18 protein-coding genes and 1 tRNA gene are annotated in these 25,611 nt (G+C 67.9%); 9 read left to right on the plus strand and 10 right to left on the minus strand.

Annotation, left to right across the window (positions count from 1 at the left end; all coding sequences use genetic code 11):
* Positions 1 to 21: 21 nt before the first annotated feature.
* Together EL249_RS11085 and recN are read left to right on the plus strand one after the other, a co-directional pair.
* On the plus strand, positions 22 to 891 hold the full coding sequence (locus EL249_RS11085; RefSeq protein ID WP_005672334.1) for an NAD kinase: 870 nt from the start codon (positions 22 to 24) through the stop codon (positions 889 to 891).
* 54 nt (positions 892 to 945) lie between these two features.
* A complete protein-coding gene (gene recN, locus EL249_RS11090; RefSeq protein ID WP_005672331.1) occupies positions 946 to 2,601 on the plus strand; it encodes a DNA repair protein RecN in 1,656 nt (551 codons plus the stop codon).
* On the opposite strand, the gene EL249_RS11095 is transcribed toward recN, so the two are convergent.
* From EL249_RS11095 to EL249_RS11115, 5 genes are all read right to left on the minus strand, one after another.
* On the minus strand, positions 2,602 to 4,332 hold the full coding sequence (locus EL249_RS11095) for an efflux transporter outer membrane subunit (RefSeq protein WP_169311650.1): 1,731 nt from the start codon (positions 4,330 to 4,332) through the stop codon (positions 2,602 to 2,604).
* A 281-nt stretch (positions 4,333 to 4,613) separates the two neighbouring features.
* Complete coding sequence (locus tag EL249_RS11100) at positions 4,614 to 5,585, minus strand: bile acid:sodium symporter family protein (protein WP_005672328.1); 972 nt, start codon at positions 5,583 to 5,585, stop codon at positions 4,614 to 4,616.
* Positions 5,586 to 5,639: 54 nt separating this feature from the next.
* Positions 5,640 to 8,852, minus strand: coding sequence for an efflux RND transporter permease subunit (locus tag EL249_RS11105; RefSeq protein WP_005672325.1), 3,213 nt, complete (start codon positions 8,850 to 8,852; stop codon positions 5,640 to 5,642).
* A gap of 62 nt (positions 8,853 to 8,914) precedes the next feature.
* Positions 8,915 to 11,995: a multidrug efflux RND transporter permease subunit gene (locus EL249_RS11110; protein WP_005672323.1), complete on the minus strand. Its 3,081-nt coding sequence runs from the start codon at positions 11,993 to 11,995 to the stop codon at positions 8,915 to 8,917.
* Between the two features lie 8 nt (positions 11,996 to 12,003).
* Positions 12,004 to 13,278 (minus strand): efflux RND transporter periplasmic adaptor subunit, encoded by a 1,275-nt coding sequence (locus EL249_RS11115; RefSeq protein WP_005672321.1) that lies wholly within the window; start codon positions 13,276 to 13,278, stop codon positions 12,004 to 12,006.
* A 290-nt stretch (positions 13,279 to 13,568) separates the two neighbouring features.
* Between EL249_RS11115 and EL249_RS11120 the strand changes: the two genes are divergently transcribed.
* Complete coding sequence (locus EL249_RS11120) at positions 13,569 to 13,991, plus strand: outer membrane protein assembly factor BamE (protein ID WP_005672319.1); 423 nt, start codon at positions 13,569 to 13,571, stop codon at positions 13,989 to 13,991.
* Entirely contained in the window at positions 13,988 to 14,800 is an 813-nt protein-coding gene (gene dapB, locus EL249_RS11125) for a 4-hydroxy-tetrahydrodipicolinate reductase (protein ID WP_005672318.1), read from the plus strand. Before EL249_RS11120 ends, dapB begins: the two co-directional genes overlap by 4 nt.
* 37 nt (positions 14,801 to 14,837) lie before the next feature.
* Here dapB and EL249_RS11130 read toward each other — a convergent pair whose 3' ends face one another.
* Entirely contained in the window at positions 14,838 to 17,504 is a 2,667-nt protein-coding gene (locus tag EL249_RS11130) for a thioredoxin family protein (protein ID WP_169311649.1), read from the minus strand.
* A gap of 420 nt (positions 17,505 to 17,924) precedes the next feature.
* Between EL249_RS11130 and EL249_RS11135 the strand changes: the two genes are divergently transcribed.
* Both EL249_RS11135 and EL249_RS11140 read left to right on the plus strand, forming a co-directional pair.
* Positions 17,925 to 18,134, plus strand: a complete 210-nt coding sequence (locus EL249_RS11135) for a hypothetical protein (protein ID WP_005672314.1) — start codon at positions 17,925 to 17,927, stop codon at positions 18,132 to 18,134.
* A gap of 17 nt (positions 18,135 to 18,151) precedes the next feature.
* Positions 18,152 to 18,460 (plus strand): cell division protein ZapA, encoded by a 309-nt coding sequence (locus tag EL249_RS11140; RefSeq protein ID WP_005672312.1) that lies wholly within the window; start codon positions 18,152 to 18,154, stop codon positions 18,458 to 18,460.
* A 435-nt stretch (positions 18,461 to 18,895) separates the two neighbouring features.
* Here the strand turns inward: EL249_RS11140 and lgt are convergent, their stop codons facing one another.
* Both lgt and EL249_RS11150 read right to left on the minus strand, forming a co-directional pair.
* Positions 18,896 to 19,684: a prolipoprotein diacylglyceryl transferase gene (lgt, locus tag EL249_RS11145; protein WP_005672311.1), complete on the minus strand. Its 789-nt coding sequence runs from the start codon at positions 19,682 to 19,684 to the stop codon at positions 18,896 to 18,898.
* Positions 19,685 to 19,850: 166 nt separating this feature from the next.
* Entirely contained in the window at positions 19,851 to 20,087 is a 237-nt protein-coding gene (locus tag EL249_RS11150; RefSeq protein WP_005672310.1) for a TIGR04438 family Trp-rich protein, read from the minus strand.
* A gap of 482 nt (positions 20,088 to 20,569) precedes the next feature.
* Between EL249_RS11150 and EL249_RS13250 the strand changes: the two genes are divergently transcribed.
* The gene (locus EL249_RS13250) at positions 20,570 to 20,722 is read left to right on the plus strand and encodes a hypothetical protein (RefSeq protein ID WP_156789133.1); all 153 of its coding nucleotides are present in this window, start codon (positions 20,570 to 20,572) and stop codon (positions 20,720 to 20,722) included.
* Here the strand turns inward: EL249_RS13250 and msrAB are convergent, their stop codons facing one another.
* Together msrAB and EL249_RS11160 are read right to left on the minus strand one after the other, a co-directional pair.
* Positions 20,723 to 22,414, minus strand: a complete 1,692-nt coding sequence (gene msrAB / locus EL249_RS11155; protein WP_232002012.1) for a bifunctional peptide-methionine (S)-S-oxide reductase MsrA/peptide-methionine (R)-S-oxide reductase MsrB — start codon at positions 22,412 to 22,414, stop codon at positions 20,723 to 20,725. It lies immediately after the preceding gene.
* Positions 22,415 to 22,638: 224 nt separating this feature from the next.
* Entirely contained in the window at positions 22,639 to 23,697 is a 1,059-nt protein-coding gene (locus tag EL249_RS11160) for a CDP-6-deoxy-delta-3,4-glucoseen reductase (protein WP_005672307.1), read from the minus strand.
* 26 nt (positions 23,698 to 23,723) lie between these two features.
* Between EL249_RS11160 and EL249_RS11165 the strand changes: the two genes are divergently transcribed.
* Complete coding sequence (locus EL249_RS11165) at positions 23,724 to 24,890, plus strand: NAD-binding protein (RefSeq protein WP_005672306.1); 1,167 nt, start codon at positions 23,724 to 23,726, stop codon at positions 24,888 to 24,890.
* A gap of 132 nt (positions 24,891 to 25,022) precedes the next feature.
* A tRNA-Thr gene (locus tag EL249_RS11170) sits at positions 25,023 to 25,098 on the plus strand.
* Positions 25,099 to 25,611 lie beyond the last annotated feature (513 nt).

Here is a 25,611-nt window from a genome sequence, read left to right on the forward strand (position 1 = left end):
AATTATGGTTCAATCCGCCGCATGACTGCCCCTTTCAAGACCATCGCGCTGTTCGGTCGCCCGCAATCCGACGGGCTGCGTGAGCGCATCCTCGAGGAAATTGCCGACTGGCTGACCCAGCGCGGTATCACGGTGCTGACCGAGATCAGCCGCAACATGCGACTGGTGCAGTCACTGGGGCGCCGGGCAGATTTAGCCGTGGTGGTGGGGGGCGACGGCACCATGCTGGGGGTGGCCCGCGCGCTGGCCCCGCTGAAGGTGCCCATCGTCGGCATCAACCGCGGGCGGCTGGGCTTCATCACCGACATTCCGATGTCGGACTGGCAGAAGGGGCTGGACGAGATCCTGAACGGCCACTACGAGATCGAGGAACGGTCACTGCTCGAAGCGCACATCTGGCGGGACGGCAAGGCGCTCTTTCACGCCCGGGCGCTCAATGATGTGGTGATCAGCCGCAGCTCGCACACCGGGCTGATCGAGATCGAGGTGAGCGTCAACGGGCTTTACATGTACAGCCCGCGCGCCGACGGCCTGATCGTGGCCACGCCCACGGGCTCCACCGCCTACGCGCTGTCGGTGGGCGGGCCGCTGATGCACCCGTCGCTGCACGGCTTCGTGCTGGCGCCGGTGGCGCCACAGTCACTGTCGGCACGCCCCATCATCCTGCCCGACCAGTGCGAGGTGGAACTGACCATCCGCCACGGACGGAACGCCCGGCTCAACTGCGACATGCAGTCCTTTGCATCCCTGCAGCTGGGCGACCGGGTGGTGCTGCACCGTTCGGCCGACTCCAGCCGCTTCCTGCATCCGCCCGGCTACAGCTACTACGCCACGCTGCGCACCAAGCTCAACTGGCACGAGATCCCGGGGCTGGAGCCGCGGCGGGGCTGACGGTTTCATACGAAGTTCATACGAAGCGCTTTCCAGGACGAGAGGCTTTCCATCATGCTGCAATGGTTGCGACTCAGGGATTTCGTGATCGTCGAATCGGCCGAGATCGAATTCGGGCCGGGCTTCACGGTGCTGACCGGCGAGACCGGGGCCGGCAAGTCCATCCTGCTGGATGCGATGGGCCTGGTGCTGGGCGGGCGCGGTGACGCGACGCTGGTGCGCGAGGGGGCCGAGCGGGCCGACATCTCGGCGCTCTTCGGCATTGACGACACACTGGCCGCCTGGCTGGCCGAACACGACCTGGCCGGCGATCCGGGCCAGCTGCTGCTGCGCCGCATCGTCGAGAAGGACGGCCGATCTCGCGCACAGATCAATGGCCACCCCAGCACCATTGCCCGGCTGCGTGAGCTGGGCGAGCAGCTGGTGGACATCCATGGCCAGCATGAATCGCAGCACCTGCTGCGCCCCGGCGCCCAGCGCGAGCTGCTGGACCGGCTGGCCGGGCAGGAACGACTGCTGGCCGACCTGGCCCAGGGCTGGCAGCGTTGGCAGCAGGCGGCCAAGGCGCTGGAGACGGCGCGCAGCGGCTCACGCGAGGAAGCCATCCGCATCGAGCGGCTGCAATGGGAGATCGACGAGCTGACGCAGCTTCGGCTGGCGCCGGGCGAATGGGAGGCCCTGTCGGCCGAGCAGCAGCGGCTGGCACATGCCCACGACCTGCTGGCCGGAGCGGATGCACTGGCCAATGCACTGGAGCGCGACGAGGACGCCATTGCCGGCCGCCTGGGCAGCCTGCAGGGGCGCCTGCGCGCCCTGGCCGAGATCGACCCTGCCCTGAAGAACGCTGCCGAGCTGGTGGATTCTGCCGTCATCCAGATCGACGAGGCTGCCAGCGAGCTGGCCGCCTACGCCGACCGGGTGGACCTGGATCCGGAACGCTTTGCCGAGGTGGAGCAGCGGGTGGCGGCGCTCTTCAACACCGCCCGCAAGCTGCGCCTGCAGCCGCAGGACCTGGCCTCGCACCTGGAGGGCCTGCAGGCCGAACTGGAACAGCTGGGCGCGGCGGTCGACATCGAGAAGCTGGAAGCCGCCAGCGCAGAGGCCGAAGCCACCTACCGCAAGCTGGCCGAGAAGGTGTCGGCAGCCCGCAAGAAGACGGCTGCGCGCCTGGCCGGCGAAGTGACCGAGCAGATCGAACGCCTGGGCATGCCGGGCACCCGACTGCTGATTGCCTGCACACCGGCCGCGCCCGGCCCGTCAGGCATCGACGCGGTGGAATTCCAGATCGCCGCCCACGAGGGCGCCACGCCCCGCCCCATCGCCCGTGTGGCCTCGGGCGGCGAGCTTTCCCGCATCGGGCTGGCCATTGCAGTGCTGGCGGCGCGCTCCGCTCCGGTGTCGATCCTGATCTTCGACGAGGCCGACACCGGTGTGGGCGGCGCGGTGGCGGCCGTCATCGGCGAGCTGATGCAGCGGTTGGCGGCCGAGTCACAGGTCCTGTGCGTGACGCACCTGCCGCAGGTGGCAGCACGCGCCGACCATCACCTGAAGGTGCTGAAGACGCGCTCGACGAACTCGGTATCCAGCCGTGTGGAACGGCTGGACGAGGCCGCACGACAGGAAGAGATCGCCCGGATGCTGGGTGGCAAGAAGATCACCGGCACGACCCGGGCCCATGCGGCCGAACTGCTGGAGGCCAGCCGGCGCTGATCACGGCAGCTGCCAGGATCCCCCCACGGCCGCCAGCAGGGTGATGTAGTTGTTCAGCCGGTCAGCCTGCACCGACAGCAGCTGGCTCTGCGCGTTGAGGCTCGTGCTCTCGGCAGAGGCCAGCTCGGCGTAGCTCACCACGCCGCCCTGGTAGCGGTTGCGCACCACACGCTCGGCTTCCTGCGCCAGCGACACCAGACGCTGCTGATCGGTTTCCTGGTTGGCCAGCGTGCGGCGCGACAGCAGGCCGTCCTCGATCTCCTGCAGGGCGGTGAGCACCTGCAGGCGGTAAGCCGCCACCTTCTCGTCATAGGCGGCTTCCTGGGTCTTCAGGGCGGCATTGCGGGTACCACCGTCGAACAGGGTCTGGGCCAGCTGGGCGCCGACCGACCAGGAACGCAACGGCGATGACAGCAGATTGGCGACCGTGGCCGAGCTGAGGGTGCCGGTGGTGCTGAATGTCAGGTCAGGCAGCCAGGCGCCGCGGGCCACGCCCACGTCAGCATTGGCAGCCGCCACCTGGCGTTCGGCCACGCGCACGTCGGGGCGACGACGCAGCAAGTCGATGGAGAGCGTCTCGGGAATGGCGGGCACGGCCGGCAACATGACGGGCGGCGCCGAGGCATCCTTGCCGCCCGGCACCGTGTTGGCCATGGCGGTGGGCGCCAGATCGGCCGCGCTCAGGGACGAGGGCGGCAGGCCCAGCAGCACGGCAATGGCGTGGCGTTCGGCGTCACGGCTGCGTTCCAGGGCATGGCGCTGGGTGACGACCGACTGCAGGCTGGTCTCGGCCTGCACCACGTCGGCCCGTGTCACCAGACCGGCCTGGTACTGATTGCGGGTGAGCTGCAGCGAACGTTCCGAAGTCGCTTCGGAGCGGGCCTGCAGGATGAGCTGCGCCTCAGCGAGGCGCATGCGCCAGTAGGCCTGGATGAGACTGACCTGGGCCTGAAGCTCGGCAGCGCGGCGGTTGGCCTCGGCCGCCTGCACGGCGGCACGGCCCGATTCGACCTGGGCCGAAACCTTGCCCCACAGGTCCGGAGCCCAGCTGATGGTGGTGCCGGCCTGAACGTTGTTGGTGGCACCCTTGCCGTTGCCCCCAAGCTGGGACAGCGTGTCCTGATCCAGTCCCAGGGCGCTGAGCGCACCGGCATTGCCGCCGGAACTGCTGCGCCCCGTGATGCTGCCCTTGCTGCCCGATCGGCCCCCCTGGACGTTGACGCCGACCTGCGGCAGGCGGGCTGCCCCCGCCCCCGACAGTGTGGCCTGGGCCTGGCGCAGCCGGGCCTCGGCCTGCACCATCGAGAGGTTTCCGGACTGCAGGCGCTGCAGCAGATCCTTCAGGACCGGATCCTGGAAGGCAGCGCCATCAATCAGGCTGACGACGGCAATGCGGTCATCGGGCGGGCGGCCGGCATCACCCCCCGTGCCACCGGACGGCCCTCCCGCTGCGCTGGGATCCGTGCCCCGGGACGCAGCCTTGTCGGCAGTCCCCGTCTTCTGACCAACGGCACCGTTCTGGCCGGCCTGCGACTGGTTCGCGGCTGCCTCACGTTCCGTACTGGACGCCAGATGCCAGCCACTGTTCTGCTCCAGCGGTGCTTCCAGCGCCGAGGCAGGCACCTTGTAGGGCGTCATCACGCTGCAACCGGCCAGCGCCAGCAGCAGGCTGGTCGCCAGCGTGGTGCGGCGAAAGAGGGTCGTCACGGTCATCGGGGTCCGAGCGGTCATGTCAGGCATGAAAGCAAGCCAGGGAAGGTGGAGAAAGGGGGAAGCACGGGTGCCGCCCCAGTTTACGACGCCAGCCATGGTCCGGGTGCGGTTGTGGCGGATATTCCCCCTTTTTTGCAGCGGGGAATCGCCTGCCGGACCGTCCGACAGCAGGTCAGACCGTCCGACCGCGCATCAGACCGTCCGGAAGCCGCAGGGCTGACCGATGCGATGCCGGACCGGCCGGAACCGTGTCAGGACGACCGGCCTTTCCAGCGTGAAAGCCCAGTCGTGAAGCCCGGTCAGGCGCCCTTCCCGCCCGCTTCTTCCGTGCCCTCGTTGCCGTTGGGGCGGCTGGCAAACCACGTGGCCAGGATGGGGCCCGAGACGTTGTGCCAGAAGCTGAAGACGGCGCTGGGCACGGCGACGATGGGCGCGCTGGCAAAGTGCAGGCCGGCCAGCGTGGCACCCAGGCCGGAGTTCTGCATGCCGACCTCGATGGCGATGGCCTTGCCATCGTAGAACGGCAGCCGGAACAGACGCGCCGCCAGCAGCCCGCCCAGGTAGCCCAGGCCGTTGTGCAGCACCACCACGCCGAAGATCAGCAGGCCCGAATCGATGATGCGGTCCTTGCTGCCGGCCACCACGGCACCGACGATCAGCACGATGGCGATGACCGAGATGAGCGGCATGGTCTCGGCCACATGGTCGATGCGATGGCCCAGGATGGCCTTGATGATGAGACCCACGATGATGGGCAGCAGCACCACCTGCACGACCGACAGGAACATGCCCGAGGCATCCACCTGCAGCCACTGCGAGGCGAACAGCCAGAACACCAGCGGGGTGAGCAGCGGCGCCAGCAGCGTGGCCACCGTGGTGCAGGCCACCGACAGCGCCGTGTTGCCCCGGGCCAGATAGGTCATGACGTTGGACGCGGTGCCCCCGGGGCAGGCCCCCACCAGAATGACGCCGACAGCCAGATCGGGCGGCAGGTCAAAGACCTTGCACAGCCCCCAGGCCAGCGCGGGCATGATGAGGAACTGGGCGCACACGCCCACCAGCACGGCTTTCGGGTAGCGCAGCACGCCGGTGAAGTCCTTCACCGACAGCGTGAGGCCCATGCCCAGCATGACGGCGGCCAGCAGGTAGGGAATCCAGCTGCGCAGACCCAGGAACAGGTTCGGAAACACGAAACCCAGGGCGCCGAACAGCAGCACCCACAGGGCGAAGGTCTTGTTGGTGAAACGGACGATTCTCAGCAGGGTGTCCATGCGGGCAGTGCTCCGGCAGCGAAGGATTCGGGGAAGGAGAAAATGGAAGCGATTCTAGCCCCGGCCCCGCCGCAGCCGCTGCTGCAACCGCTCCAGCAGCAGGTACAGCGCCGGTGTGGTGTAGAGGGTGATGAGCTGGCTGACGGCCAGGCCGCCGATGATGACAAGACCCATCGGGCGGCGCAGCTCGCCGCCGTCGCCCAGACCCATGGCCAGCGGAATGGCGCCGGCCAGTGCCGCCACGTTGGTCATCAGGATCGGGCGCAGGCGCTGGCCGGCGGCCTGCAGGATGGCCACCTGCGGGGCCAGTCCTTCGTGGAGCTGCTTCTTCAGCGCCACGTCGATCATCAGGATGCCGTTCTTCATCACCACGCCGATGAGCAGGAAGAGCCCCAGCAGCGCGATGAGGCTGAACGGCGTGTTGCTGGCCCACAGCGCCAGCAGTGCCCCCACGCCGGCCGAGGGAATGGTGGAGAGCACGGTGATCGGATGCAGCAGGTTCTCGTACAGGATGCCCAGCACCAGGTAGACGGCCAGCACCACCCCCAGGATCAGCCAGCCCTGGCCGTCGGCCTTGACCAGTGACTTGGGCCGACCATCGTCGCCGTCGATGTCGGCAATGACGGTGACCGGCATGCGCTCGGCGTCGATCACCTTACGCACGGCCTCCAGGGCTGCAGTGTCGGTCACATCGGCTGCCACCGAGAAGCTGATGGTGGAGGCCGAGAACTGGTCCACATGGCGCTCGCGGTCCTGCACCATGCCGAAGTGCCAGCGGGCCACCTCGGCCAGCGCCACCGACTTGCCCTCGCTGGTGATGATCTGCACGCGATCCAGCGCCAGCGGGTTCTCGGTGAAGCGCTCGGAGACCTCCATCACCACCCGGTACTGGTTGCGGTCCTGGTACAGCGTGGCCACCTGGCGCTGCGCGAACGAATTGCTGAGCGCCGCCGAGATGTCGGTCAGCTGCACGCCCAGTCGGCTGGCCGTGTTGCGGTCGATGTCCAGCACGATCTGGCGGGTGTCCTCACCCAGGCTGTAGCGGACGTTCTCCAGCTCGGGGCGCTTCGACAGCGCCACGCCCAGCCGCTGGTTCCAGGTTCGCAGCAGATCCCGGTCGCCGGACTTCAGCACGATCACGTGATCGGCGTCGTCCCCGAACTTCGGGGGCGACAGCTGCAGGTCCTGCTCCACACGACCGAAGAACATGGTGCCCGCCATCTGCGGTGCGTTGCGGCGCAGGCGGTCGATGACCTGGCGCGCCGACACCTTGCGTTCAGCCAGCGGCTTGAGGGTGATGACCAGGCGGGCGTTGGTGAGACCGCCATTGCCACCGCTGATGCCAGCCACATCCTGCACAGCCGGATCGGACAGGATCCAGCGACGGTAGCGCTCGATGCGCGGCTGCATGATCTGGAAGGAGAAACCGTCATCCCCCCGGATGAAGGCGCCAATCACGCCCGTGTCCTGCTCGGGCAGATCCGAGCGTGGCAGGTTGGCAAACAGCCAGACACTGGCAGCGATCAATCCCACCAGGGCCACAACCCCATACCAGGCATAGCGCAGCATCCAGGCCAGCGACTGCTCATAGGCTGCCTGCAGATGATGGAAATAGCTGGCATGAAGCCCTAGCAGGCGCCGATGCCATGGGGCGCGGGCCACTTCGGCGTCATCCTGCAAGGACACCGATCCCGGCATCCCCTGCCCTGCATCGTGGGTCACATCCGGCATGCCCCCCGGCAAAGCGGCAGCCTGTGCTGCGCCATGCTCGGCTGCCTTTTGCCGTCTTTCCCGCGGCAGCCCATGCGCGCACAGCGCGGGCGTCAGGCTGATGGACACGACCAGCGAGATGACGATGGCCGCCGCCAGCGTGAGCGAGAACTCGCGGAACAGCCGCTCGATGATGCCGCCCATGAACAGCACGGCCACGAACACCACCACCAGCGCCACGTTCAGCGCCAGCAGCGTGAAGCTCACCTCGCCCGCGCCGCGCATCGCAGCCCGATAAGGCGACAGCCCCCGCTCGGTGTGGCGGGTGATGTTCTCCAGCACGACGATGGCGTCATCGACCACCAGGCCAGCCGCCACCACCAGCGCCATGATGCTGAGGTTGTTGAGCGAGAAGCCCGCCAGCCAGATGACGGCAAAGGTGCCGATCAGCGAGACCGGAATCACCGCCACCGGAATGAGCGCGGTGCGCAGCCGTGCCACGAAGAGCCACACCACCGCCGCCACGATCAGGCACGAGAACACCAGCGTCCACTGGGCCTCGGCCAGACTGCCGCGGATGCCCAGCGAACGGTCCATCACCACGGTGAGGCTGGCCTGCGGCGGCAGGATGGCCTGCAGCTGCGGCAGCGTGGCCTTGATGGCATCGATGGTGGCCACCACGTTGGCATCGGGCTGACGGGTGACGAGCGCAATGATGGCGGGCTGATGGTTGTGGAAACCGCTGCTGTAGCGGTTCTCCACCGAATCGCTCACCTCGGCCACGTCCGAGAGCCGCACGGCCTGGCCGTTCTTCCAGCGCAGCACCAGGTCCGAGAAGTCGGCCGCATTCTTCAGCTTGTGGCCGGTGGCCACCAGCCAGCGGTTGCCTTCATCCTCCAGAAAACCCTCGGGCGCCTCGGCGCTGGCGGCCACCACCACCTGGCGTGCATCCTCCAGCGACATGCCCAGGGCAGCCAGCGCGCTGGGCTCGAAGCGGATGCGCACGGCTGGCAGCGATGCGCCGCCCAGCGAGACCTCGCCCACCCCCTGCACGCGCGAGATCTTCTGCAGCACGATGTTGTCGGCCAGGTCGTAGAGCTGGCTGGGCGGGAGTGTGGCCGACGACAGCGCCAGCGCCAGGATGGGCGACGTGGAGGAATTGAGCTTGCGGAAGGTGGGCCGGCCGGGCATGCCGGGCGGCAGCTGGTCGATGACGCCGTTGATGGCCGCCTGCACCTCGCGCGAGGCCTCGTTCAGGTCACGGTCGATGTCGAAGAAGAGCCGCACCTCGGTGGTGCCGGTGCTGCTGGACGACGAGATGGACGACAGCCCCGCAATGGCGCCCAGCGCCCGTTCCAGCGGCCCGGCCACGGTCGCCGCCATGCTGGTGGGGCTGGCCCCGGGCAGGCTGGCCGAGACCACCACCATCGGCGTGTCGATCTGCGGCAGCGGCGCCACCGGCAGCTGTCGCCACGCCAGCCAGCCGGCCAGCAGGATGGCCAGCGCCAGCATGGTGCTGCCGATGGGTCGGCGGATGAAGGGACGGGACAGATTCATCGGCGTCGGGCAATCACGGCAGGGACAGGCTTATGGGTGGCAGGTCAGCGGGAAGGACGGCTTCATCGGCCTCGGCGCTGCGCGATCCGCTCGAAGAACAGGTAGATGACGGGCGTGGTGTAGAGCGTGAGCACCTGGCTGACCAGCAGCCCTCCCACCATCACCAGACCCAGCGGCTGGCGCAGTTCGGCGCCCGATCCGCTGGCCAGCATCAGCGGCAGCGCGCCCAGCAGCGCGGCCAGCGTGGTCATCAGGATGGGCCGGAAACGCAGGATGGCAGCGCGGTGGATGGCGGCTCGCGCCGACAGCCGTTCATGACGCTCGGCCTCCAGCGCGAAGTCCACCATCATGATGCCGTTCTTCTTCACCAGACCGATGAGCAGCACGATGCCGATGACGGCCACCATGTCCAGCGCCCGGCCGCTGACGAGCAGCGCCAGCAGCGCCCCCACCGTGGCCGAGGGCAGCGTGGACAGGATGGTGATGGGGTGAATGGCGCTCTCGTACAGGATGCCCAGCACCAGGTACATCACCACCACGGCGGCCAGCACCAGCCACAGCGTGTTCGACAGCGATGCCCGGAACGCCTCGGCGGCCCCCAGGAAGCGGCTCTCGATGGACAGCGGCCAGCCCAGCTGCTGCTGCACCTCTTCCACGGCCGCCACCGCATCCCCCAGCGAATGGCCGTTGCCGAGGTTGAAGGACAGCGTGGCCGCCGGGAACTGCGACTGATGGTTCACCACCACCGGCGCCTTGCGATTGCTCCAGTGCGCCAGAGCGGAAAGCGCCACCGGCGTGCCGTCGGACGCCGCCACGAACACATGGTCCAGCGCCGCCATGCCCTGGGCCCGTGCCGGATCCTGCTCCAGCACCACGCGGTACTGGTTGGACTGCGTGAAGAGCGTGGCAATCTGCCGCTGCGCGAAGGCATTCTGCAGGGCCGCAGTGATGGTCTGCACCTGCACACCCAGGCGAGCGGCGGCAGTGCGATCGATCTCCACGTAGGCCTGCCAGCCGTCGTTCTGCAGATCGCTGCCGATGTCGGCCAGCTCGGGCCGTTGGGCCAGCGCGGCCTGCAGGCGCGGCACCCACTCGGCCAGCAGTTCCGTGTCGGGGGTGCTCAGCGTCATCTGGTACTGGGCGCGGCTGATGCGGTCCTCAATGGAGAGTTCCTGCACCGGCTGGAACCAGACGCCCATGCTCCGGCGCTCGGCCTCGGGCCGTTCGGCCATCCGGCGGCGCAGCCGGTCGATGATGGCCAGCACGTCGTCAGCACGGTCCTCGTGCGACTTCAGGTTCAGCAGCATCCGGCCCGTGTTGAGCGCGGTGTTGCTGCCGTCCACGCCGATGAATGACGACAGGCTGGCCACGTCCGGATCCTCCAGCAGCTGGCGGGCCACCGCCTCCTGCTGCTTCTTCATGGCCTCGAACGAGATCGTGCCGGGCGCCTGCGTCACCACCTGGATGACGCCACTGTCCTGCACCGGGAAGAAGCCCTTGGGCACCAGCAGGTACAGCCAGACCGTCAGCCCCAGCGTGGCCAGCATCACCAGCAGCATCAGCCCCTGGTGATCCAGCACGCGGTCCAGACTGCGGCCGTAGGCGGCGATCAGCCGATCCAGCAGCGCGGGACGCGCCGACGGCCCTGCTCCACCGTGTCCTGTCTCGCCCTTCAGCATCCGCGCCGACATCATGGGCGTGAGGGTGAGCGACACCAGCAGCGAGATGCCGATGGCCACCGCCAGCGTGACGGCGAATTCATGAAAGAGCCGTCCCACCACGTCGCCCATGAAGAGCAGCGGAATCAGGACAGCCACCAGCGAGACGGTGAGCGACACCAGCGTGAAGCCGATCTCCTTCGCGCCGTCCAGGGCGGCCTGCAGCGCCGGCTTGCCCTGCTCCCGATGGCGGGCGATGTTCTCCATCATCACGATGGCGTCATCGACCACGAAGCCGGTGGCGATGGTGAGCGCCATCAGGCTGAGGTTGTTGAGCGAATAATCAGCCAGGTACATGGCGGCAAAGGTGGCCACCAGCGAGATGGGCACCACCACGGCCGGAATCAGCGTCATGCGCACCGAGCGCAGGAACACGAGCGTCACCAGCACCACCAGCCCCACGGCCAGCACCAGCTCGACCTGCACGTCGCGCACCGAGCTGCGGATGCTCTCGGTACGGTCGGTGAGAATGCGCACGTCCACGCTGGCCGGCAGCGTGGCCGTCAGCCGCGGCAGCAGCGCACGCACCCGGTCGGCCACCTCGATGACGTTGGCATCGGGCTGGCGCTGCACGCTGATCAGGATGGCCCGCTCGGCGTCGGCCCAGGCCGCCAGAAAGCGGTCCTCGGGCCCCTGCACCACGGTGGCCACATCGCGCACGCGCAGCGGCACGCCGTTCTTCCAGGTCACCACCAGGTCCTCGTACTGGGCCACCGTGGTCAGCTGGTCGTTGGCGTCCAGCGTGGTGCTGCGCACCGGGCCGTCGAAGCTGCCCTTGGGCAGATTGGCATTGGCCGAGGCAATCACCTTCTGCACGTCGGCCAGCGTGAGCCCGGCGGCCTTCAGCGCGGCGGAATCGGCCTGCACGCGGATGGCCGGGCGCTGGCCACCGGCCAGGCTCACCTGACCCACGCCCTGCACCTGCGCCAGCTTCTGCGCCATGCGGGTGTCCACCAGGTCGTGGATCTGCGGCAGCGGCAGGGTCTTCGAGCTGACCGCCAGCGTCAGGATCGGCGTGTCGGCCGGATTGACCTTGCGATAGCGCGGCGGTGCTGGCATGCCGTCGGGCAGCAGGCTCTCGGCATTGTCCAGCGCCGACTGCACGTCCTGCTCGGCCACGCCCAGGTCGCTGTCCAGCGCAAACTGCAGCGTGATGACCGAGACGCCGGCGCCGCTGGCCGAGGACATCTGCTTGAGGCCGGAAATCTGGCCCAGGTAGCGCTCCAGCGGCGCGGTGATCATCCGCGCCACCGTGTCGGGACTGGCACCCGGCAGCGTGGCCTGCACCTGGATGACCGGATAGTCGACCTGCGGCAGCGCCGCCACCGGCAGCAGCCGCCAGGCCAGCATGCCGGCCACCAGCAGCGCCACCATCAGCAGCGACGTGGCGATGGGCCGCAGGATGAAGGGACGGGAGAAATTCATGACAGCGCTCAGGGTCCGGGCGGCGGGCCACCGGCCGGGCCTTCACCCGGCCCCGGGGCCAGCAGGGCATCTGCATCGCCTTCGGTGGCGGCCACGATCTTCACGGCGCTGCCGTTGCGCAGCCGGTCCATGCCTTCCAGCACCACCCGCTCGCCAGCGGTCAGCCCCTCGACGATCTGCACCCGATCGGCCGTGGTGGCGCCCAGCTTCACGACCTGCACATGGGCCTTGTCATCACGCACCACATAGACATAGTTGCCCTGGGTGCCGAACTGCACCGCATCCACCGGCACGCTGACGGCCCTGGGCAGCGTCTGCAGCGTGAGGCGGATGTTCACGAACTGGTTGGGAAAGAGCGTCTCACCCGGGTTGTCGAAGCGCGCCCGAACCCGCAGCGATCCGGTTGTGGTGTCGATCTGGTTGTCCAGCGTGGTGAGGCGGCCACTGGCCAGCCGACCCTGCTCGCTGCGGTCCCAGGCCTCAACCGCCAGACCGTTGCCGGCAGCAGTGGCCATCGCGTCGCGCAGCGCCGTCAGCTGCACCTCCGGCACGCCGAAGATCACCGAGATGGGATCGGTCTGCACGATGCTGACCAGCCCGTCCGTGGTGGAAGGGCCGATCATGGCGCCAACGTTGGCCTTCAGAAGCCCCAGCCGGCCGGCCACCGGCGCGTGGATCTTCGTGTAACCCAGCTGCACGCGGGCGTTGTCCACCTTGGCCTGATCGGTGGTCGAACGTGCCTGCAGCTGCCGCACCAGCGCCCGCTGGGTCTCCAGCTGCTGGCGGGACACCGAATCCTGCCGATAGAGCCGCTCGTAGCGCGCCAGATCGGAACGGGCATTCTTCAGCTCGGCCTGGTTCTGCGCCTGGGTGCCCCGCGCCTCGTCCAGGCTGGCCTGCAGCGCGCGCGGATCCAGCTCGGCCAGCAGCTGGCCGGCCTGCACGTGCGCACCTTCCTGGAAATGCACGCGCAGCAGCCGCCCTTCCACCTGCGGCACCACGGTGACGGTGTTGTAGGGGGTGACGTTGCCCACGGCGCGGATCACCACCGGGAAGGCGCCCTGCTCGGCACTCACCACGCTGACGGTGACGGGTGACATGCCGCCGTGACCGCCCGGCCCGCCGGCACCCGGCGGCGGCGGCATGCCCGTCGGCGCAGCAGTGCCATGGGAAGCGGGCTTCAGAACCCAGAACCAGAGGCCGGCACCCACGGCCAGCAGCACCAGGGCCGTGACCACCAGCGTGGTACGGCGCCCGGACGCCTTGTGAGACGATAAGGACATGAAGGCGGGAACAGCAGGGAGAAGGAAGCCCTTATCATACGGGGATGCCTGCACCGGCCGGCCCCTGGCAGCCCGAACTTTGCAGGAACTTTACATAGCGCCGACGGCCGGCGTGCCCAGAAGGCGACAGACGGCCTGGCCAGTGTCGCACCGCCCCCGTGCCTTCCCGGCGCCCGCCTCATGCCCGCCGGCCCGCCCTGCGGTGCCAGCCATGGCATCATTGCCGGTTCAGGCCCGGACCGCGACATGCCGCCGGCACCCTCCGCACAACCCAAGAGCCCATCCCTCTGATGCCCATCCGTCTTTCCCGCATCCCCGGCACGCTGTTGCTGCTGGCCGCGGCCGCCACGCTGGCCGGCTGCGCCAGCGACCGCTCGCGCAGCGGCTTTCTGGAACCCTATCGCTTTGCCATTCCGCAGGGCAACTACATCAACCAGCAGATGCTGGACGAGGTTCACACCGGCATGGCGCCTGATGAGGTGCGGCTGCGCATCGGCACCCCGCTGCTGGCCGACGTGTTCCACCCCAACCGCTGGGAATACGTCTTCCGCTTCCAGTATCCGAACGGCGATTCCGAGCTGCGCCGCGTGACGGTGTTCTTTGCCGACGGCCGCGTCAGCGACATCAAGCATGACCGCCTGCCCGAGCGCGACGACCCGAACGATCCGGCCCTGCCCGGCTACCAACCCACCGAAAGGCACGTGAATTCATGAAGATTGCCATCACTGGCGCCTCCGGCCGCATGGGGCGCATGCTGATCGAGGCCGTCCTGGCCGCCCCCGACATGGAACTGGCTTCCGCGCTGGACCGCAGCGACAGCCCGGCGCTGGGCACCGATGCCGGCGCCTTCATGGGGGTCAAGACGGGCGTGACCATCACTGACCACACTGACGCGGCCCTGGCCGGCTGCCAGGTGCTGATCGACTTCACCCGCCCCGAAGCCAGCATGGTCTACCTGGACGCCTGCCGGCAGCATGGCGTGAAGATGGTCATCGGCACCACCGGCTTCTCGGCCGAAGAGCGCGCCCGCATCCAGCAGGCTGCACAGGACATCGCCATCGTGCAAGCCGCCAACATGAGCCCGGGCGTCAATGCCGCCATCCGGCTCATCGAGCTGGCCACGCAGATGTTGACCGACACCGACATCGAGGTCATCGAGGCCCACCACCGCCACAAGGTGGATGCCCCCTCGGGCACGGCACTCGCCATCGGCGAGGCCATCGCCGCGCAGCTGGGCAAGCCGCTGGCCGAAATCGGCGTCTTCACCCGCGAGGGCCACACCGGCCCGCGCCAGCCCGGCAGCATCGGCTTTTCCACCATCCGCGGCGGTGACATCGTGGGCGACCACACGGTGCTCTTTGCCGGCAACGGCGAGCAGATCGAGATCCGCCACCGCGCCACCAGCCGCGCCCACTACGCCGACGGCAGCCTGCGCGCCTGCCGCTTCCTGGCCGACAAGGCCCATGGCCTGTACGACATGCGGGCCGTGCTGGGGCTTTCCAGCGGCAAGCAATCGGCCTGATCCGATCCGGCCGCCTTCAGGCGGCCGGGATCATCGCCTACTTCGCTGCGCCGATGGCCTTGAGCACGGTATCCACCGTCAGCAGCTCGGGCAGCTGCACGGGCGCGGCCTTCGGATCGCGGCCGTCATAGAACAGGTAGAGCGGCACGCTGTTGCGGCCAAAGCGGGCCAGCTCGGCCGAGATGGCCGGATCGCGGCGCGTCCAGTCGGCCTTGAGCAGCAGCACGTTGCGGTCGCGGAAGGCGGCCTGCACCTCGTCGCGGTTCAGCGCCACCTTCTCGTTGACCTGGCAGCTCAGGCACCAGGCGGCCGAGAAGTCCACGAAGACCGGCACGCCCGCAGCACGAGCTGCAGCCTGGCGCTCGGGCGACCACGGCTGCCAGCCCCGGCAGGATGCCGGCAGGCGGCCATCCGCTTCCGGCTTGCACGACGGCGGCAGCATGGACACCGGGCCGTTGGTCGCGGCATTGCCCGACACCGGTGCGGCCTGCGTCTGGGCAGCCTCGGCCACCACCGGCAGCCGGCTCACCAGCACGCCGCAGGCCACCAGCGACAGCAGTGCAGTGATGATCCAGGCCGGCGTGCTGCGCGCACTGCGCGGCCGCAGCTCGAACTGCCAGCGACCGTAGATCCAGCAGCTGAAGGACAGGAAGATGGCGGCCAGCAGCAACAGCAGCACGCCCTCGGCGTCGGACTGCAGCGCCAGCACCCAGACCAGCCAGGCCGCGGTGATGAACATCGGGAAGGCCAGCAGCTGCTTGAAGGTCTGCAGCCAGGCCCCGGGGCGCGGCAGCATCGCCAGCAGACGCTCGCTGCTGGCCAGCACCAGATACGGCAGCGCCATGCCCACGCCGATGGTGGCAAACACCACCAGCACCAGCAGCGGCGAGCTGCTGAGCGTGAAGCCCACCGCGCCGCCCATGAAGGGTGCCGTGCAGGGCGTGGCCACCACCACCGCCATCACGCCCGTCATGAAGCTGCCCCAGTAGCCCTGATGGCTGCCCTGCCCGGCTGCACCCAGCTGCGTGAGCCGCGTACCGGCCTCGAACACGCCGAACAGGTTGAGACCGATGACCACGAAGAGCAGCGCCAGCACCGCCACGAAGACCGGCGACTGCAGCTGGAAGCCCCAGCCGGCCGCCTGGCCCAGCGCCCGCAGCCCCAGCAGGATGGCCGCCAGCACCAGGAAGCTGACCACCACACCCAGGCCGAACACCATGGCATGGCGACGCGCCTGAGCCGGCTTGCCGGCCGCCGCCTCGGTGAAGGAAAGGATCTTGAGCCCGATGACCGGGAACACGCAGGGCATCAGATTGAGAATGAGGCCGCCGATGAACGCCCCCAGAATGGCGCCAGCCAGTGCCAGCCACTCACCCTGCCCATGCGTGCCCGTCAGCGCGCCAAGCGTGTTCTGTGCCTGATCGACGGCCTGCTCGGCCTGGGCACCCAGGCTGCTGCCATCCTGTCCTGCTTGGGCGACGGGCGCAGCACCGTCGCTGCCTGCCGCTCCCGCAGCGCCGTTCGATGCCCCTGCCGCAGCAGCATCAGCGCCCTGCCCGTTGGCACCGGACGCCATGGCGCCGGCCGCCGGCATGTCCTGTCCGCCCTGCACCGGCGCACCGCCCAGCTGCAACTGTCCCAGCAGCCCGCCCTTCTTGCCGCCATTGCCCTGGGCAGCGCCGGGCTCGGTCAGGTCCACCTTAATCGGTTCATCGATGGCCACGGTACGAGCCGCCACCGGCACCACCGTCTGGCGCTGCAGGCTCACTTCCACCGGCTGCCCGCCGTCGATGACGACGATACCCCCTTCCTTTTCCCAGCCCGGATCGGCCGTGCGCACGCCCTGCTCATCCAGCTCCAGCGCCAGGCCATAGCGGCCTTCCTCGCCCGAGATCTCGATGAGCTTCTGCGCCGCCACGGGTTTGACCACCCCGCTGAAGTACGGAAGGAACAGCGCCGAGCGCGGTGCCTTGCCCTGCGTGACGGCATCCGGCAGCACCACCACCGCCTGACCACCGCGCTGCCACCAGCCCACGGCCGCCGGTTCCTGGTCGGGCACCGGCGCACTGCGACGTGCGGCCTCGAAACTGGCCGTCTCGGCCCGGTCGGGCTCGGTCACGCCGCCCACCGGCACATCCAGCTGCAATGCAGCCTCGCCGGGAATGCAGACTTCCTTGCAGATCAGCCATTCGGCCTTGACCCGGAAGCGCGCCTGACGGCCCTTGAAGCTGTCCGGCAGCGTCACGTCACGATAGATGAGGGCCTCGCCCTCGTAGCCATAGTTGGCCAGCGGCCCGATGGCCAGCCGCTCGGGCGCCGGCCAGCGGATGTCGGAATACTGCGTGTCGGCCGGCCCCTCGATCTCGAAGCGAGTGGGATAGCCCGTGTCGCCCGGATTGCGCCAGTAGGTATGCCAGTGCGGATCGTGTCGCAGGCGCATGCCGATGCGGAAGGTCTCACCCGGCATCACCTGGCGGGAGTCCGAGACCAGCTCCACCTCCAGCGAACCCACGCGCTGCGGGCCAGCCTTCCAGCCCAGGGAAGCATCGGCCTGCGCATCGCCAGCCCCGGAGGCCTGCGCCGCCCCCTGCGCGCCTGCGCCTTGTGCAGCATCGACCGCCACGGCGGGCGAGGTTGCCGCAAACAGCGCGGAACCCAGCAGGAGGGAGGACAGCAAAGTCTGCCAGCGAGAGCGGGACGACACGTTGTGCATCATCTTGCCTTGAAATAGGAGAACGACGGTTGAGGGGAACTGCAGAGCCACGGCAGCCGACGGCCCATGAAAGGCTCAGATGGCTCCGCATGCCGGCACACCTTCGCCGACAGAGCACGAGCCCCGGCCCAGACCTTTCAGGAACCTTCGATGGCAAAGGCAGGCTTCTGCCTTTGCCATGATATACCCCAACGTGGTCGTTACAACCCCACCTGGCATTACAGGGGCATGTCATGGACAACGCATCGCTCCATTCCGGCGCCGACAGCGGCCGCAGATGGTGCCATGACACACGCCCGGTACCCGATCAACGGACGCCAGCGGGCGGCGCGTGGCAAAATCGGGTACAGCCATTCCCCGGGGTGTCGCTTCGCTTGACCCCCCTGTCACAAATCCCTACTATCCCGCGGCATGGAAACCGATCTCCAGCTATTGGGCGAGCGCGTCCGGCGCCTGCTTGAAATCACCCGCCAGCTCTCTGACGAAAACCAGCTGCTGCGCGGCCGCCTGGGTGAAGCCGCCATGAGCCAGGCCGACATGCAGCAACGTCTGGCCGAAGCCCGTGCCCGCGTGGAATCCGCCCTGGCGCGGCTGCCGCTGCCGCAGACCGACAAAGACTGAAAGCCCCAGGAGCTGCCATGGCCATGGAACAGATCGAGGTCAAGATCCTTGACCGCACCTTCAAGCTGCAGGTTCCCCCCAACGAGAAGCCGCGGCTGATGAACGCCGTGCGCATCGTCGACCAGAAGATGCGCGAGATCCGTGACGCCAGCCTGGCCCACGGCGTCGAGCGCATCGCCGTCAACGCCGCCCTGCAGATCACCTACGAATTCCTGGGCCAGCCGGTCGACTCCGGCGCCGCCACCGTCGAACAGGTGCAGACCCTGGTCACCCAGCTCAACAACGAACTGGACGACGGCATCCGCCGCTTCGAGGGCGTTCGCTGAAACAGCGAAACCACACTGGCCGGCCACTCATCGGCGGCCGCGAAAGAGACAACCGGCAGAACTTGCCCCCTTCGACAGACAAGCGCGTATAATTAGTCCAACCCTGCAGTGTTCGTTCAGGCCATATATTCCTTGAACCAATGCGATGCATGAGGTGAAGAGAAAACAGTGTGCCACTGTTGCGATCGTCCCTCGTCGGATGAACCTGATGTGGCTGCTCTCTTTGCCGACCTGAACTGAATCAACGGTTCAGGATGCCGGCCAACCGGCACAGGCGGGGTTACCCCATTCCACGAAAGGCCCGGCATGTCCGGGCCTTTCTGCATTTCGGGCCTCACAAACGACAGGCGCCCCGTTGCGGGCGGATCTTCCGCCCGATCATGATCAGGGTGCCAGCCCGTCGCAGGCTATCTGCCAGTCAGGGCCATGTGCCGGTCAGTCCGCCTTGCGCCCTGCCCGCCACATCAGCCAGGCACCGGCCAGCAGCATCGGCAGCGTCAGCGCCTGGCCAGCCGTCAGCGGCCCCCAGAAACCATCGTCGGGCTCGCGCACGTATTCCACCAGGAAGCGGCACAGGCCGTAGCCCACCAGGAAGAGCCCGCTGACTGCCCCCGTGGGCCGCGGCCGGCGCGAATACCACCACAGCACCACGAACAGCAGCAGCCCCTCGGCCGCCAGCTCGTAGAGCTGCGACGGATGACGCGGCAACGCCGAACCCGACTGCGGAAACACCATGCCCCAGGGCACGTCAGTGACGCGTCCCCACAGCTCGCCGTTGATGTAGTTGCCCAGCCGGCCGGCTGCCAGCCCCAGCGGCACCAGCGGCGCCACAAAATCCATCAGGTCCAGCCAGCGCACGCCACGTCGGTGGGCAAACAGTGCGCATGAAAGCAGCACGCCCACCAGGCCACCGTGAAAGGCCATGCCGCCTTCCCAGACATAGAAAATGTGCAGCGGGTGCGCCAGGTAGTACGACAGCCCGTAGAACAGCACGTGTCCCAGGCGCCCGCCGATGACCGCACCCAGCACGCCGTAGAACATCAGGTCCTCGACATCCTTGCCGGTGAAGCCATGAAGCGGCTGGCCCGGCTGACGCTGCGCGATGCGCCAGCGCCCCAGCAGCACGAACTGCGTGAAGGCCACCAGGTACATCAGCCCGTACCAGCGTATGGCCAGGGGGCCTATGTGCAAGGCGACGGGATCGAACTGAGGATGGACGAGCATGGAAGAAAGAGCGTCGGACGGAATGGACAAGCGGCCATTCTTACATGCTTTTCAAGGGGGGATTCCGTCAGGATGCGTCCTGCACACACTTCAGCCACCCCACGCCGCAACGCGGCCGCCGCACCGATGCGGCCCGGCCGCCGGAAGATGCCCAGCCCGAAAACGCTCAGGAACGGCGGGCCTGCTGATCGAAGGTCTGCGCCACGCGCTCGCGGGCACGCTTCTCGTAAGCGGCCATCTCCAGCTGGCGCTTGTCACGGCCGAACATCCGCTCGAAGAACTCGAACCACAGGAAGGCCACGCCCAGCGGTGCCAGAATCCACAACCAGCTCCAGTTCGAGACCGGATCGACCTCCAGCCACTTCAGCAGCACCAGCAGCGCGCCACCCCAGACCATCCACATAGACGACACCCCATCGCGTCAAACGACCGTTTCCGTTGTGCCCGTCCATGTCGCGTCGGGCCCGAAGCCCGGGCAGCAGCGTCGCAGGCCGCGAACCGGCCCGGGCGGTGGACAGCATAGGCAGCCGGCGATGACGGAACAGTCCCCACAGGCTGGCCGGTTGCCGACGGCTGCACGGACGGTGTCCCTTGCCCTGACGCAGGGGCAGCGTGGCCGTGTGCCTCGTTCACGATATATCGTGCGATGGCGGGTTGACCCCGTGACCGCGGCAAAAGCTCGCCATTCGGATCAGGCTGCCCGCTGGATCAGCTCACCCAGCAAGACCCGAGCGCCCGCGGAACAGTCCACGCCCCATTCCGAATACGCACAGGGAAAGCCCGGGCACCCCGCCTTCGTTCCCGGCCATCCGGCCACCCATCGGCCCCGCACACCCGCATGACGCAAACGCGCAACACATCGGGGCCGATCGCTGGAGAATGTCGTTGTTCAGCCGCAACGGTGACTTCCTCAGTCACCGGCTGAATTCCTCCCTGGTTGGTTTTTTGCCCGGACTTCGGTCCGGGCTTTTTTATGGCGGCGTGATCCCTTCAATGGGGCAGCCGGATGCCTTCACCGACCGCCCCGTCACGCCCTGATCACTTCACGGCATCGACCAGGTTGCCGTAGCCCTCTTCGGCCATCTTCTCCAGCGGGATGAAGCGCAGGCTGGCACCGTTGATGCAGTAGCGCAGACCACCCTTGTCGCGCGGGCCGTCGGGGAACACGTGTCCCAGGTGCGAATCGGCGGCCTGGCTGCGCACCTCGACGCGCCGCATGTTGTAGCTGAGGTCCTCGTGCTCGGTGACGGCCGACGGCTGGATGGGCCGCGTGAAGCTGGGCCAGCCGCAGCCGGAATCGAACTTGTCCTTCGAGCTGAAGAGCGGCTGGCCGCTCACCACGTCCACGTAGATGCCGGGTGCAAACAGGTGGTCATACTCGTGCGTGAAGGCGCGCTCGGTGCCGCTTTGCTGCGTGACGCGGTACTGCTCGGCGCTCAGGCGCTGCTTCAGCTCAGCATCGGAAGCCTTGCGGTAGCTGGCCACATCAAAGCCCCTGCCCACGGCGGCGGCTGCCGGCGGATTGCCCGCCGGCTTGCCCGGCAGCGGCTCGTCAGCCTTGCGCACGTCGATATGGCAGTAGCCGTTGGGGTTCTTGGCCAGATAGTCCTGGTGATATTCCTCGGCCTCGTAGAAGTTCTGCAGCGGCAGGTTCTCCACCACCAGCGGGCGGCTGTACTTCTGCTGCAGCGCATCCAGCGCCTGCTGGATGGTGGCCTTATCAGCCGCATCCGTGTAGTAGACGCCCGTGCGGTACTGTGCACCGCGGTCATTGCCCTGCTTGTTCAGGCTGGTGGGATCAATGATGCGGAAGTAGTACTGCAGGATGTCGGCCAGGCTCAGGCGGTCGGCGTCATAGGTCACCTTCACCGTCTCGGCATGGCCCGCGCCACGGATCACGTCCTCGTAGCTGGGGTTCTGCGTGCGCCCGTTGGCATAGCCCGATACGGCATCCACCACGCCCGGGATGCGCTGGAAATAGGCTTCCACGCCCCAGAAGCAGCCGCCGGCCAGATAGATGGTCTTGGTATTCATGACTTTCGATGATTTTTGCGAATCCGGTTGATAGAAGGAGGCACGCTCGGCCTGTGCCAGCCGTGCCAGATCGGCCTCGGGGTCCTCGATGAGGGCCAGCGCCTGTGCTTCGGACAGGCGCCCGCGCACCACCCGCGCCACGCCGCCATCGGCATCCAGCAGCACCCACGAAGGATACACCCGCACGCCCAGCTGCCGCGCCAGCAGGCCGCCCACATCCAGCAGCACCGGCATGGCCGGATAGTCCAGCCCGCCATACCACGTCACGAAGTCGGCCTGCGGCTTCTCGTGCAGGAAGCCGGGCGAGGCCAGTGTGACCAGATTCACCGCCGACGAGAAGCGTTCATCGGTGGCCCAGGCATTGGTGTCGGCCAGTTCCGACAGACACAGCGGGCACCAGCTGGCCCAGAACTTCACCAGCGTGGGCCGGCCAGGCTTGATGTAGGTGGTGGCCGGCTTGTCGGCCACGTCCTTCAGCTTCTGCAGATAGGCCAGCGGCAAGCCCACCGGCTGCTCGGGAGCACCATCGGAGGCTTGCGCCGCACCTGCCGCGCCACCGCCCTGCGCCGTCGCGGCCTTGTCCGCCGACGCCGGCGGCGTGCCGTGCGATGGCGAAGCACCGCTGTAGAAGGACCAGAACATCACGGCCAGCAGGACCAGCAGCAGCAGGTTCCTGGGCGTGAGCAGTCGTCTCATGATCATTTCCTCACTGGGAAAGGCCCGAGCGGCGCCTTGCGGCTGCCGTGCGCAGGTCCTTTCCTGAAGCGGGGCCGCCCCCGTGGCGGCCCGATATGCACTTCGTCGTTTCGACTGCCGGCCAGATTACAGGAAATCGACCAAGACAGCAGTCCGTGAGGAAATTCGGGGGTCAGGCCGCCCGGACCACCCAGGCCCGGACAGCGGCCCTTGCGGGCAACGGATCAGGCCGCCGCCTGCCGGTCGGCCTCCGACGTGAAGGCGTCGGCGTAGAAATCGGCCCCATCCAGCCCGCACTGCGCCACGAAGTCGCGTCGTGCCGATTCCACCATCACCGGCACGCCACAGGCATAGACCTCGTGCCCCGACATGTCGGGCAGATCGGCCATCACGGCCAGGTGCACGAAACCGGTACGCCCCGTCCAGCCATCCTCGAGCTTCGCATCCGACAGCACCGGCACATACTGGAAGTCGGCCAGATCCTTTTCCCACTGGCGGCACAGCGCGTCGTGGTAGAGGTCGGCCGGACGCCGTCCGCCCCAGTACAGCCGCACCGGCCGCCGGAAGCGGCCGGCCGCCTGCAGCGCCGTGATCCGCTCCACAATGGCCTTGATGGGCGCAAAGCCCGTGCCGCTGGCCAGCAGCACCACCGCCTTGTCACTGTCCTCGCGCAGGAAGAAGGTGCCGAACGGCCCCTCCAGCCGGAAGATCTCGCGCTCCTTCAGTGGCGGCCGCGAGCCCACCCCGAACACCCGGTCGGTGAAATGCCCGCCCGGCAGGTGGCGGATGTGCAGCTCCACGTCCTCCATCGTGCCGGGCGCCGTGGCCATGGAATAGCTGCGCCGCACGCCGTCGGGGAAGATCAGATCCACGTACTGGCCGGCCAGATACTCCAGTCGCTCGGAAAACGGCAGCTGCAGCCGGATACAGCGCACGTCCGGTGCCAGCGCCTCGATGGAGCGCACCCGACAGGGCAGCTTGCGCACCGGGATGTCGCTGGCCCCGTCCACCACCGCCGCCTCGATGGTGAGGTCCGACGTGGGCGTGGCCGTGCACAGCAGCGCATAGCCCCGCGTCATCTCTTCCGACGACAGCGCCGACGGCAGGTGCTTGCCCTGCTCTACACTACCGTCCGTCACCAGCGACTTGCACGCCCCACAGGCGCCGTCCTTGCAGCCATAGGGCAGCACGATGCCCTGGTCCAGTGCGGCTTCCAGCACCGTGGTGCCAATGTCCACCTTGAACTGGCGGCCACTGGGCGAGATCGTCACGTTGTAAGTCATGTCAGTTCCCCCGTAAGGATTGGCGCATGATCAAGAAGAAAGGCCAAACCCCGCATTATCGCCCAGTTCCCCGGCGTTTCCGCCGTCAACGATTGTTGATCATCGGCTGCGGCGACATCGGCCAGCGCGTGGTGCAGCAGCTGCACCACGGCTGGCAGGTCATCGGCGTGGCACGCAGCGACGAGACCCTGCAGAAGATCCGCGCAGCGGGCGCCATGGCCATGCAGGCTGATGACGCCCACCGCCTGGCCCGCTGGGCCACCCACATCCTGCACGCCGCCCCGCCCGCCAGCCGCGACGGCGAAGTGACCGACCGGCTGACACGAGGCTGGCTGCAGGCGCTGACCCGGGCGCGTGGCCAGCGCGCCAGCAAAGCTTCCCGCCCGGGCCGCGCCCACCGTCTGGGCGCCCGGTCGATGGGAACATTGCTTGCCGTGCCCGCCCCCGCCACCCAGGCCCGGAGCCGGAGCCAGCACCAGCACGCCCCAGCCCCACGCCTTGTCTACCTGTCCACCACCGGCGTCTACGGCGACCGGGGCGGCGCCTTCACCCGCGAGTCCGACACGCTGCAGCCGCTGACCGACCGCGCCCGCCGCCGGGTGGATGCCGAGCGGCAGGTGCGCTTTGGCATCCATTGCCCTGACGGTTCCAACGCGGGCAGCCGTCGCGCTGATGCCCCCCACGCCGACAGTACGCGCTCGGACGGCGCCCACCGGGACAGTGCCCGCCTCTCTGGGCCGCGCCACCATCACCTTCAGCAGCCGCCGCTGCCCGCCCTGGTTCTGCGCGTGCCCGGCATCTACGCCGCCGACCGCCTGCCTGTGGAGCGCCTGCGCCAGCAGGTGCCGGCCTTGGTGCCGGCCGACGACGTGATCACCAACCACATCCACGCCGACGACCTGGCCCGCATTGCCCGCACCGCCCTGCTGCGCGGCCCGCGCCAGCGCGTCATCAACGCCGTGGACGACAGCCAGATGACCCTGGGCGACTACCTGGACCAGGTGGCCGACCGCCTGGGCCTGCCCCGCCCCCCGCGCCACTCGCGCGCCGAACTGGCCCGGACCCTGTCCGAAGCGCGGATGAGCTTCATGCGCGAATCCCGCCGGCTGGACACCCGCCGCCTGAAGCGCGAGCTGCGCGTGCGGCTGCAGTGGCCAACCGTGGCGGAGTTTCTCGCCAGAGCGCCTCTCTGAGGCCCATCCGTCACCCGGAAACGCCCATTCACCCTGCCACTGTCTCGCCCCAGCCGCACGCTGGCAGGCCCGCATTCGACAGACTTGCCAAACAGCCCCGGTTTCGGGTTAGAATCGCAGGCTCAACACCAAGCCGGTGTAGCTCAGTTGGTAGAGCAGCGCATTCGTAATGCGAAGGTCGGGAGTTCGACTCTCTTCACCGGCACCAAATTCCAGAAGGCCACCCTCGCGGTGGCCTTTTGCTTTTCCGGCGCCACGTCTACCTTGCCAGGCCCTCTGCTGCCAGTCACGCAGGCGCACTGCGGCGCATGAGCGGCAAGGGATGCGGCCTCCTCCTCTGCCCTGAATCCATGGCACGGCTTGAAACAGGGCTGAGGCCCGAGTGCCCCGCCACTTCGCAAGCCTGAAGCCACCATGCGGTTTCCAACGGCGAGGCTCCGCGTACCCGCCACATCCCGGACCATGGACCCGCCACATTGCTTGAGGCGAGCGGCTCCGCACGCCTTTCCTCCCCCAGGTCCATCTGCCTTCGGGAACCTGACCGCCACAACCTACCGTCGCCAGGCACTCCATTATCAAATCAATCACAACTTAATATTCGCAACGGCCATCCATTCACAACATATCAATCACACCTTAATATTCAAACCCACCCCACCATAACATCACGATCAATCACAACTCAACTTCCCTATCGATCATCAGTTAATAAATGAGATTT

The sequence above is a fragment of the Lautropia mirabilis genome (assembly GCF_900637555.1).
GTDB classification, from domain to species: Bacteria; Pseudomonadota; Gammaproteobacteria; order Burkholderiales; family Burkholderiaceae_E; genus Lautropia; species Lautropia mirabilis.